Origin of the sequence: Streptomyces beihaiensis (assembly GCF_026274175.1) — a bacterium.
Lineage (GTDB): Bacteria > Actinomycetota > Actinomycetes > Streptomycetales > Streptomycetaceae > Streptomyces > Streptomyces beihaiensis.
This window is the reverse complement of the sequence record NZ_JAPHNL010000244.1, coordinates 43,001-53,754: the sequence shown is the minus strand read 5'-3', so window position 1 is coordinate 53,754 and position 10,754 is coordinate 43,001. Positions and strand designations below refer to the sequence as shown.

The window sequence follows — 10,754 nt, the reverse complement described above, 5'->3', positions numbered from 1 at the left end:
GTCCTGGCGGACGCGGTCGCGGAGAAGTTCGGCGGCGACAGCGTGCCGGAGACCCGGCGCAACGTCGAGTCCTACCTGCGTCATCTCACCGACTTGACACCTTGTGCCGGCGGACGTGGTCGGCGCGGGCGGAATTCGACAGAGTGAATGAGACAGGGAGGAACAAGCCGTGAATCCACTGCAGTTCGCCGCACCGGACACCGAAGAGCACTTCGGCGGACGGTGGGGAAGCGCCCCTCTGCTGCTTGACCGCTCCCGAGGAAATTCCATGCCCGGAGGAAAAGAAGCGAGCATGACCGGCCTTGCCGAATTCCACGATCACCTCGGCGGAATGTCCCCAGACGCCTGGGAGCCCCTCGCCGCGGACCGTCTCTACTCCTGCGCCGACTGGCTTCGCTTCTGCGCCACCGACATCGGCGGTCGGACGGCGACCGGCACCGTTCGCACGGGCGACGGCGCGGTCGCGGTCACCGCGGTCGTCGAGGAGAACAACTCCTTCTACCAGTGGCACACGCAGCTGACCGCCCGCGGCCTGCCCTCCCCCGACCCGGTGGGCTTGATGGTCGGCCAGCGACGTGGCTACCGGACCAGCCTGCTCACCCGGCACGGCGTCGACGTCGACCGGGCGGCACCGGGACTCCTGGACGCCGTACGGGAGCTCGCCACCCGGCTGCCCGGCAGCGTGCTGCCGTCGGGCACCGCGGGGGCCGGAGCCGCAGCGAACCGCCCCACGCCCTGCGTCGCCGGTTTCCTGTCCACGGAGGACGCCCTCGCACTGCGCGCGGCCGGCGGCGTCGACGCCGTGCCGGTGCTGCTCACCACGGACGCCTGGGTGAGCGTGCCCGAGGGCGGATGGGAGGCGTGGCTTCGCACGCTTCCGTCGAAGGGCCGCCGCGACTCGGTCAAGCAGGAGGTCAAGGCGTTCGCCGCGGCGGGCTACGAGATCACCCGAGTCCCGCTGGCCGACAGCTTCACCGCGGCGGCCGGGCTGCTCGCGGCCACCCAGAAGCGGTACGGGCACCCGTACGACATCGACGTGCTCACCGAGTCGTTCCGCCGCCAGGCCACCGCGATGGGGCCGAAGGCCGAGGTGCTGTTCTGCGCGCGGCCCGGCGAGGAGCCGGTCGGCTTCAGCCTCTTCTACGTCCACGGCGACACGCTGTACGTGCGAGCGGTCGGATTCGACTACGAGCGTCTGCTGCGCGGTGCCGCCGAGTACTTCAACCTCGTCTACTACGCCTCGGTGCGCATCGCGGCCGACGCCGGGCTGCGCTGGATCCACCCCGGTATCGAGTCCCCTGACGCCAAGGCGCTGCGCGGTGCGCGGCTGAGGCCGCTGTGGCTGCTCGACCTGAGCGAGGACAGCGTTCTCGCCGGGCACGGGGAGCGGGTGCGCGCGTACAACGCGGCGCGTACCGAGGAGCTCGCCGCGCTCTCCCCGGCCGTCTCCAAGGCGTTGGAGCGCGACCTGTTCGCGCCCTTCTGCTGACCCCGCCGACCGCGCCGCCCCCGGCCTTTTGCGCCACGCCCCGATCCCGTCATGCCCGAAACCACTCGGAAAGGGTTCCCACCCGTGTCCAGTGACACCTCACCCAGCATCCCTGACCGGCCACAGGCCGTCCTGCTCATGGGCGATCTCGTCGTCCTGGCCCGGCAGGGCCGACTCGTGCGGGAGACGATCTCCCGCGGTCTCGTCCCGCTCGCCGTCGTGTCGACGGACACGGATCTGGCCCGGCTGGACGCCGCGCGCTCTGACGCCTCGCACTGCCTGCACGGCCTTGCGGAGGTCGTCCAGGTCGACGACGCGCGGATCACGTCGGTGCTGCCGGCCGTGCAGCCGCTGCTCGGCCGGTACGACGTGCGAGCGGTCCTCTCCGTCGGCGAGGTCTTCGTCGAGCCGGTGGGAGTGCTCGCCGACTGCCTCGGTCTGCCGGGCTCCGGCTCGGCGGCGGCCGTGATCTGCCGCAACAAGCTGCTCCAGCGCACCGCCGTGCCGGAGTTCTCGCCGCGCTGGCAGGTCGTGCCGGTCGCTCAGAGGGCTTCCTTCACGCTGCCGGACGAGGCGTTCCCCGCCGTGGTCAAGCCGGCCGGCCGGTTCTACAGCTCCGGCGTCACCGAGGTCGCCGGCCAGGACGAACTGACCGCCGCTCTCGCCGAGTTCGGCGACGACGAGATCTCGCTCGTGGAAAGCCGGGTGACAGGGCCGGAGTTCTCCGTCGAGGCGTTCGTGCAGGACGGCGAGGTGCTGTGGTCCGGGGTCACCGCCAAGGAGACCAACGAGGAGCAGGGCCCGTACTTCACCGAGCTGTCCCACACCAGTCCCGCCCTGCTGGACGAGGCCGACGAGGCGGCGCTGATCCGCGCCAACACCCAGATCCTGCGCCGGGTCGGCGTGCGTGACGGCATGACACACGGCGAGTACCGGCTGACCTCCGACGGTGTCGTACTCATGGAGATCGCCGCGCGGCTGCCGGGCGACGCCATCACCTTCCTGTGGGAGCTGGCCACCGGTGAGCCCGTCGAGCCGGTGATGCTCGACCTCGCGCTCGGCATCCCCGCCCGCTTCCCCGCGCCGCGGCGCCGCGCCCGCCAGCAGTTCGTCGACCACCCGCACGGCGTGCTGCGGGACGTCACCGCCGACGGCACCGAGGTGTCCTGGCCGTCCCGCGACGACCGCTGGCCGCTGATGGCACCGGTCGACGCGGACGCCGAGCCGGGCACGCGGGGCGTGCTGGTGGGCCGGCTGCCCGGCGACGTGCTCGGAGAGCAACTGCACTCCGGTCACCGCTCGGTGTCGGTGGTGGTCGACGCGCGGCTCGACGCGGACCTGGACCTCGCGGCGAAGCACGCCGTGGAGCGGGTGTCGCTGCACGTCGACCCCGTCTGAGCCGCCCTCACCGGAGCTCACCACCCGTACCGCTGCTCCCCCGTACCACCGATGCGCACCACCCAACCGACAAGAGAGGCACATCATGTCCACTGCCGTCGAGACCCCCCTCTGCCTGGTCTGCGACACCGCGTTCGAGATCGACGCCGACTGGGAGAAGGGCGAGATCACCGAGTGCGGCGCCTGCGGCCAGGAGCACGAGATCGTCGAGAAGTCCGGCGACCTGGTCCGTGTCGACCTCGCCCCCGAGGTCGAGGAGGACTGGGGCGAGTGACGACCGATCCGGAGGTCCTGCTGTCGGTCACCATGCTGCGGCCGGACGAGAAACTGCTGCTGAACGCGGTCCGCGCCCAAGGGCTGCGGGTACGGACCGTGCTGCAGACGGACCTGCCTGAGGTGCTTGCGGGGCGCACCGCCCCGCCGGCCCTCGCGCTGATCCGGAACCTGTCCCACCGTCAGGCGCACGGCACCGCCCAGCGCCTGGCGGTCATGGGCGTGCCCACCCTGAACCGGGCCTCCGCCATCGAAGTCTGCAACGACAAGGGCCTCCAAGCCCTGCTGTTCGCCCGGCACGGCGTTCCGCACCCGGTCACTCTCCACGCCTACGGCTACGACCAGGTCCGCGACACGGTGGCCGGTCTCGGCCACCCCGTGGTGATCAAACCGGTCAGCGGCTCGTGGGGGCGCGGTGTGACCCTGCTGGCCGATCCGGCCGGTACGGAGGCGTGGATCGGCGGGCGCGAGTCCGTCGACGCGGCAGGGAAGCTCTTTCCCGTCCTCGCCCAGGCGTACGTCGACAAGCCCGGCCACGATCTGCGGGTCGTCGTCGTGGGGCGTACGCCGGTGGTGGCGATCCAGCGGGTGTCGCCCGACTGGCGCACCAACACACACCTGGGCGCCCAGGTACGGCGGGTGGAGATCACCCCCGAGATCGAGAAGCGGTGCGCGCAGGTCGTCGAGGCCCTCGGCGAGGGCTTCTACGGCGTCGATCTGGTCGAGGACCGCGGCACCGGAGAGCTGATGGTGCTGGAGGTCAACGCCAACCCCGAGTTCGCCAGGTCCGCCGCCACGCACGGAGTGGACGTGGCCGGACTGCTCGCCGCCCACATCGCCGAGGTGGTCGGCGAGAGGGCCGGGTGAGGCCGCGCCTCACCCGCCCGACCGTCCGTCCGATCCCGACCCTGCCGTCCTCTCAAGGAGAACCGGAAGACCCCATGGAACTGTTCGACACGGCGACCGTGCTCACCCGGGTCCTCACCTCGGGTGTGGTCATGAGCATCGAGAAGAACGACCGCGAACTGCCTGGCCTGGAAAGGTTGTTGACCAAACGTTCGGGCCGTGCCCACGCCGTGCTGGTCAACAGCCGCAGCGCGGCCGTGCACTCCGCGCTCGCGGGGCAGGGCATCGGGCACGGCGACACCGTCCACCGGCCGGGGCTCGACGCGAAGGACACCGCGTTCCTCGCCTGGCTGGGCGTCCGGGCCGTCGAGGAGGACCCGGGTGCGCCCGCCTGCGCCTTCGACCACATCGCGCTGGACGCGCACACCGCGCACCGGCTGCCCGAACTGGCCGCCGGCTCCACCGCGCCCGCGCTCGTCGTGGACCTGACGCCGCTGGGCTTCGGCCCGGCCGCCGCCGTCCTCACCGACGACCCGGCCATCCGTTCCCGCGCCGAGCGGCTGAAGATCTTCGGCGCCCACGACCTGCGGACCATGTGGACGCAGGAGGAGGACGCCGCCGACCTGGTGCCCGGCGTCCAGTTCAACTACCGGCTCAGCCCGCTCGTCGCGGCCTGCGTCCGCATGGCTCTCAGCCAGGCGGTTCGCCCTCTGACCTCCACCGGAGCTGCCCAGTGATCACCGACTTTCCCAAGAGCCCGCTGCCGCTGCCCGATCCGGCGGAGCTGTCCGGCGAACTCGCCGCGTTCGGCGGCGGTTCGATCATCCCCAAGGAACTGCGCAGGACCGTCTTCCCGGTCATCACCAAGGAGGACGTGTTCACGCTGATGCTCGCCCAGCGGCAGACGCCCGAGAAGGTCGTCGCCGACTTCGCGGAGAGCTATCGCGCCACGGTGGGCGCGAACTTCGCGCTGCCGACCGCCAGCGGCACCTCCAGTCTGCACCTCGCCCTGGTCGGCGCGGGCGTGCGGCCCGGCGACGAGGTGATCGTGCCCGCGTTCACCTTCATCGCCACCGCGCAGGCCGTCGTCGCCGCGCACGCGGTCCCGGTGTTCGTCGACATCGACCCGCGTACGTACTGCATGGACCCGGCGGCCGCCGCCGCGGCGGTCACCGAACGCACCCGCGCGATCATGCCGGTCCACGTCCACGGGCTGCCCGCCGACGTGCCCGCGCTGCGCGCGCTCGCCGACCGGCACGGCATCGCCCTGGTCGAGGACGCCTCCCACGCCCACTCGGCGAGCATCGGCGGGCAGGTGGCCGGTTCCTTCGGTGACGCCGCCGGGCAGAGCCTGATGGCCGACAAGAACTTCCCGCTCGGCGGCGAGGGCGGCATCGCGTTCTTCCGCACCGAGGAGGCTCACCGCAGGGCCGCCGACTACGTCCGCGAGCACGGCATCGACTACGAGATGTCATGGGTCGCCGCCGCGTTCGGCTCAGGCCAGCTGGCCCGGCTGCCGTACTACGACGCGGTCCGCGCCCGCAACGCCGAACTGCTCGGCAAGGCCCTGGACGAGACCGGCCTGTTCGCGCCGCCCCACGTGCCCGAGGGGCACGTCCACGCGTACAACATGTACCGGATCGGGCTGCGCCCGGAGCGGGTAGGGCTGGAGGACCTGCCCGTCTGGGCGGTCAAGGAGGCCGTGCACGAGCTGCTGGTCGCCGAGGGCGTCCCGGCCCGTGAGTGGCAGAACACCCCCATCCCCTGCCATCTGCCCTTCCGGCACCGCGACGGCTTCGGTGGCGGCCACCCGTTCACGCTCAACCCGTCCGCCGTCCGCGACCACCGGCCGGGAGACTTCCCGGTCACCGTCGGCATGCTGGAGTCCACCCTGGTGCTCTGCCGCGAGCTGCGGGCCCCCGTCGAGTACGAGCGGGCACTGCGCTACGCCGACGCCTTCCGCAAGGTGGCCGCCCGCCCGGACGCCATCCGCAAGCTGGTCGCGGACGGCGACTACCGCCGCCCCTACGAGAAGGCGGCCCGCCTTGGCTGAGCACATACGCGAGGCGGTCGAGCCCCTGGTCCGGGTCGCCGTGGTCGGAGCCAGCGGCTACACCGGCGGCGAGGTCATCCGCCTCCTCCAGGACCACCCGAACGCCGAGATCGTCTTTCTCTCGGCCGAGCGCAACGCGGGGCAGACCGTGGGCTCGGTGCACCCGTGGCTGCGCAACTGCCCCCGCATGCAGAAGCGGAAGTTCCAGCCGCTGTCCGAACTGCCGGACGTGGACGTGGCGTTCAGCTGCCTGCCCACCGGGGCGCTGCCCGAGCGGCTGCCGCTGCTCGCCGAGCGCGCCAAGCGGGTGTTGAACCTCGCCGGTGACTTCCGGCTGCGTGACGCGGGAGCCGTCGAGGAGCACTACCCGCGAACGGCCGCCCACCCGCCGTCGGAACAGTTCGCCTACTACGTGCCGGAACTCTCGCCCGTCGTCCCCGACGGACGGTTCGTGAGCCTGCCCGGCTGCATGGCCGTCGCCTCTCTCTATGCCCTCTACCCGCTGCTCGCCGGGGACCTGGTGGAGCCCCGCGTGATCGTCGACGCCAAGACCGGCTCCACCGGCGGCGGGCGCAGCGGCGGCGAGCCGCCGGCCGAGCGCGCGGGCAACTTCCGCGTCCACAAACTGCACGGCCACCGGCATGCCCCCGAACTGGCGCAGGCACTGGCCGAGTTCACCGGAGTCGGTCTCGACCTGCAGTTCTCCGCGCACAGCCTGGACGTGCCGCGCGGCATCCTGGTCACCTCCTACAGCCAGCTGCGGCCGGGCGTGGAGCCGATCGACGTCAAGCGTGCCTACGCCAAGGCGTATGTCGGCAAGCCGTTCGTGCGGGTCCGCCCGGCGCCGCGGGCGCCGCACGACTTCCCGATGCTGAAGGCGGTCGTCGGCTCCAACATCGCCGAGGTCGCCGTCTCCGTACGCGGCGACGAGTGCGTCGCCGTCGCCGCCATCGACAACCTGGTCAAGGGTGCGGCCGGACAGGCCATCCAGGCGATGAACCTGCTGTGCGGACTCGGCGAGGGCACCGGCCTGCCCAGGACGGCGGTGGCGCCGTGAAACCCCTGTACGTGGTCAAGGCGGGCAGCGCCACCCTCGACCGGGGCACGGTCTTCGCAGAGATCGCCGACCTGGTCGCGGGTGGCGCCCGGGTGCTGCTCGTGGCGGGCGGCGCGACCGGCATCGCCCGTCACTACGAGGCGATCGGCCGGCTCGTGCCGATGCTGCGGCTGCCCGGCGGGGACCTGGTGCGCCACTGCCCGCCGGAGGAGATGGCCCACATCGTCGACGCCTACGAGCGGGTCACACTGCCCGCCGCCGAGGAGGGGCTGCGCGCGGCGGGTCTGACGGTCTTCACTTCCGTGGCGGCGCGCGGCGACCTGGTGCGGGGCCGCGCCAACCGGCCCCTGAAGACGGTCACCCCCGAGGGACGCAGCCGGGTGGTCCGCGACCACCGCGCGGGCACGGTCCGCGGTGTCGACGCCGCCCGGCTCGCGGTGCTCCTCGACGCGTACGACGTCGTCGTGCTGAGCCCGCCGGTGGCCGACCAGGACGGCGGCAGCCCGTTGAACGTGGACGCCGACATGCTGGCCGCCGCCCTGGCGAACGCCCTGGACGCAGACCACCTGCGCCTGGTCACCGGCACCCCCGGCCTGCTCACCGACCCGTCCGACCCGGCGTCCACGCTGCGCCACGCCCACCCGGGCGAGGCGGGCGGGTACGCGGGCGGCCGGATGCGGCAGAAGGTGCGCGCCGCCGAACTCGCCCTGGAGGGCTCCGCCGACGTGGCGATCACCGGTCCGCACACCCTGACCGAGCCGGCCGGCTGGACCCGGTTCTGGCGCGCCAAGGAGCCCGACGCGGATCTCACCCTGCTCAGCCGGTCGGTGGGCGTGCCCTCGGTCTCCGGCGACGAGAGGGAGCTGACGGCGCTGCTGCGGGAGTGGTGCGCCGAGCGAGGCATCGAGGCGACGACCGACGAGGTCGGAAACCTGGTCGCCACCCGCGGTACCGGGACCGGGCGCAGGCTGCTGCTCCTCGGCCACCTCGACACCGTGCCGCACCGCTGGCCCGTCCGGTGGGAGGGCGAACAGCTGTGGGGCCGCGGCAGCGTCGACGCCAAGGGCTGCCTGGTCAACTTCCTGCAGGTGCTGGCCGACGCCGACGTCCCGGAGGACGGGCAGCTGCGTGTGGTCGGCGCGGTCGAGGAGGAGATCTCCTCGTCCAGGGGCGCCTTCCACGTGCGTGACCACTATCCGGCCGACGCCGTCGTCATCGGTGAGCCCAGCGGGGCGGGCACCTTGACCCTCGGCTACTTCGGGCTGTTCAAGCTGCGGGTGACCGTGCGCGTGGGAAGCGGGCACTCCGCGGGGATGGACGCGGTCAGCGCCCCCGACGCCCTGATGCGGGCTCTGGAGGACATTCGGGACGTGGTGCGCCAGGAGGCGTCGGACGCGCTCAGCGCCGTCATCGACATCAACTCCAGCACGGGCCGTGAGCACCACCGGGCGGTCGGCGTCCTCAACTTCCGGGTGCCGCCGGGCGCCGATCTGGAGCTGCTGCGCAAACTCGCGCTCGACCAGGCCGGTGACGGGGTGGAGATCGAGGTGCTGCGGGCCACGCCGGGCCATGCGGGCAGCCGCACCGGGCCGCTGGCCAAGGTGTTCGGGCGGGCCTTCGCGCGGGCCGGGATCAGGCCCCGGCACGTGGTGAAGAAGGGCACGTCGGACATGAACACGCTGGCCACCACCTGGCGGGATGTGCCGATGGTGGCGTACGGGCCGGGTGACTCGGCGCTCGACCACACCGACGTGGAGCGGATCGACGCGCGTGACGTGCGCACCGCCCGCCGGGTACTGGCCGACGCGGTGAGCCGGTGGTTCGCGCTGCCGACGGTGCGCGCGGGCGCGCCGGTGGCTTCGGAAGGAGACCGCGCATGACGATCGCACCCGACGTCGCGCAGGACACGGACGCCCTGCTCGCCGAGCGTGCGGCAGCGGCCCGCAGGCTCGTCGTCGACATGGCCGCGAGCCCGCGCGGCTGCCACCTGGGCGGCAGTCTGTCCGTCCTCGACATCCTCATCGCCGCCCTGCACCGCGCCGAGCGCCAAGACGGCACCGAGGTGGTGCTCAGCAAGGGCCACGCGGCGGCCGGGCTGTACGCGGCGCTGCACGTCAGCGGCGTCCTCGCCGAGAACCCGGCCGAGCACTACGGCATGGCGGGCCACCACTACACCGGCCATCCCAGCGCCAAGGTGGCCGGGGTGCGGTTCCCGACCGGCAGCCTCGGCCACGGTGTGCCCTACGCGGCCGGCTGGGCCCTGGCCCGCAAGCTTGCCGGGCAGGCCGGGCTGGGCATCGCCGTGGCCGGTGACGGGGAGCTCCAGGAGGGCCTGGTCTGGGAGACCTGCCAGGTCGCCGCCGCCCAGAAGCTCGGCAACTTCGTGCTCGTCGTGGACCGCAACGGCGGCCAGAACGACGGCATGGTCGCCGACATCTCCCCGATGCCGTCGCTCGCGGAGCGGTTCGTCGCCTTCGGCTTCAACATCGCCACCGTCGACGGGCACAACCTGCCCGCCCTGCGCGCCCTGTTCGACGAGGACCGCTCCGGTGCGGACCGGCCGCTGGCCGTGATCGCCGACACCGTCAAGGGCAAGGGCGTGCCGCCCGTCCAGGGCAGGGCCGGCTCCCACTACGTGACCATCGACGCCGAGCGCGCCGCCACATGGAAACGGATGATCGTATGACCCTGTCGGGGCGCGACGCCTACCGCGCCGAACTCACCGCGCTCGCTGCCGACGACCCCCGGATCGTGTGTCTGGAGGCCGACCTCGGCGGCAAGAAGCACCCCTTCCAACAGGCTTTTCCCGACCGGTTCTTCAACGTGGGCATCGCCGAGGGCGCGATGCTCGACATGGCGGCCGGGCTGGCCTGCGCCGGCCTCAAGCCGTTCGTCTCCACCTTCGCGCCGTTCGCCGCGCTGCGTGCCGCGGAGAGCCTGAAGCTCACGCTCGGCCACCTGGCGGCCGGGGTGACGGTGGTGGCGCCGTACGCCGGGGTCGCCGGTGCCTGGTTCGGCACGACCCACCACTGTCTGGAGGACCTGGCGCTGCTGCGGGCGATCCCCGGAGTCGCCGTGGCCGCGCCCTACGGGGAGCGGGACATGCGGGACGTGGTGCGGGCGGCCGCCGCCTCCGGACGGCCGCACTACATCCGCACCGGCCGCAACGCCGCCTACGACAGCCTGCCGCGCGCGGGTGCCGAGCTGCCGCTCGTCACCTGGGCCGCGCCGGACGGGACGGACGGTGTCTGTCTGGTCTCGGTCGGTGAGGAGGGCACCCGGCTCGCCCTGGAGGCGACGGCCGCCCGGCCCGGTCTGGCTCACGCCCACCTGACCTATCTGGACCACCACAGGCTCCAGTTGGCGGCGATGGAGCTCGCCGACCGGTACGGCAGCTTCGTGGTCGTCGAGGAGCACCGGGCCGAGGGCGGGGCGGCGGAGGCGCTCGCTCTGCTGCTGCCGCACTGCGAGGTGCGCGGCGTCAACGCGGGGCACCGCTGGCCGTCCGAGGGCGGCGACCACCACCAAGTCATGTCCCAGCTGGGCCTGGACCTCCCTGCGGTGCTGCGCGAGGCCGACGTGGCGACAAGGACCCACGCGCACACACCGTTCGCCCTGCCCGTCGGCTGAGCACGACC

At 72.7% G+C, this 10,754-nt stretch carries 10 protein-coding genes; all 10 read left to right on the top strand.

Features of this window, described 5'->3' with window-relative positions:
- Window positions 1-292 precede the first annotated feature (292 nt).
- The 10 genes from OFY01_RS19190 (at window position 293) to OFY01_RS19145 (ending at window position 10,746) form a co-directional block, all read left to right on the top strand.
- Window positions 293-1,489: a GNAT family N-acetyltransferase gene (locus OFY01_RS19190; protein ID WP_266601533.1), complete on the top strand. Its 1,197-nt coding sequence runs from the start codon at window positions 293-295 to the stop codon at window positions 1,487-1,489.
- A gap of 84 nt (window positions 1,490-1,573) precedes the next feature.
- Window positions 1,574-2,887, top strand: a complete 1,314-nt coding sequence (locus tag OFY01_RS19185) for an ATP-grasp domain-containing protein (protein ID WP_266601531.1) — start codon at window positions 1,574-1,576, stop codon at window positions 2,885-2,887.
- A gap of 85 nt (window positions 2,888-2,972) precedes the next feature.
- Window positions 2,973-3,161: a lysine biosynthesis protein LysW gene (locus OFY01_RS19180; protein WP_266601529.1), complete on the top strand. Its 189-nt coding sequence runs from the start codon at window positions 2,973-2,975 to the stop codon at window positions 3,159-3,161.
- Window positions 3,158-4,027 carry a RimK family alpha-L-glutamate ligase gene (locus OFY01_RS19175; RefSeq protein WP_266601527.1) on the top strand — a complete coding sequence of 290 codons (870 nt, stop codon included), beginning with the start codon at window positions 3,158-3,160 and terminating at the stop codon, window positions 4,025-4,027. Before OFY01_RS19180 ends, OFY01_RS19175 begins: the two co-directional genes overlap by 4 nt.
- A 74-nt stretch (window positions 4,028-4,101) precedes the next feature.
- A complete protein-coding gene (locus tag OFY01_RS19170) occupies window positions 4,102-4,743 on the top strand; it encodes a degT/DnrJ/EryC1/StrS aminotransferase (protein WP_266601525.1) in 642 nt (213 codons plus the stop codon).
- Window positions 4,740-6,059, top strand: coding sequence for a DegT/DnrJ/EryC1/StrS family aminotransferase (locus OFY01_RS19165; RefSeq protein WP_266601523.1), 1,320 nt, complete (start codon window positions 4,740-4,742; stop codon window positions 6,057-6,059). The genes OFY01_RS19170 and OFY01_RS19165 overlap by 4 nt, the downstream gene beginning before the upstream one ends.
- A complete protein-coding gene (gene argC / locus OFY01_RS19160; protein WP_266601521.1) occupies window positions 6,052-7,116 on the top strand; it encodes an N-acetyl-gamma-glutamyl-phosphate reductase in 1,065 nt (354 codons plus the stop codon). The genes OFY01_RS19165 and argC overlap by 8 nt, the downstream gene beginning before the upstream one ends.
- Window positions 7,113-8,996 (top strand): M20/M25/M40 family metallo-hydrolase, encoded by a 1,884-nt coding sequence (locus OFY01_RS19155; RefSeq protein ID WP_266601519.1) that lies wholly within the window; start codon window positions 7,113-7,115, stop codon window positions 8,994-8,996. The genes argC and OFY01_RS19155 overlap by 4 nt, the downstream gene beginning before the upstream one ends.
- The gene (locus tag OFY01_RS19150; protein WP_266601517.1) at window positions 8,993-9,802 is read left to right on the top strand and encodes a 1-deoxy-D-xylulose-5-phosphate synthase N-terminal domain-containing protein; all 810 of its coding nucleotides are present in this window, start codon (window positions 8,993-8,995) and stop codon (window positions 9,800-9,802) included. The genes OFY01_RS19155 and OFY01_RS19150 overlap by 4 nt, the downstream gene beginning before the upstream one ends.
- A complete protein-coding gene (locus tag OFY01_RS19145; RefSeq protein WP_266601515.1) occupies window positions 9,799-10,746 on the top strand; it encodes a transketolase family protein in 948 nt (315 codons plus the stop codon). Before OFY01_RS19150 ends, OFY01_RS19145 begins: the two co-directional genes overlap by 4 nt.
- Window positions 10,747-10,754 lie beyond the last annotated feature (8 nt).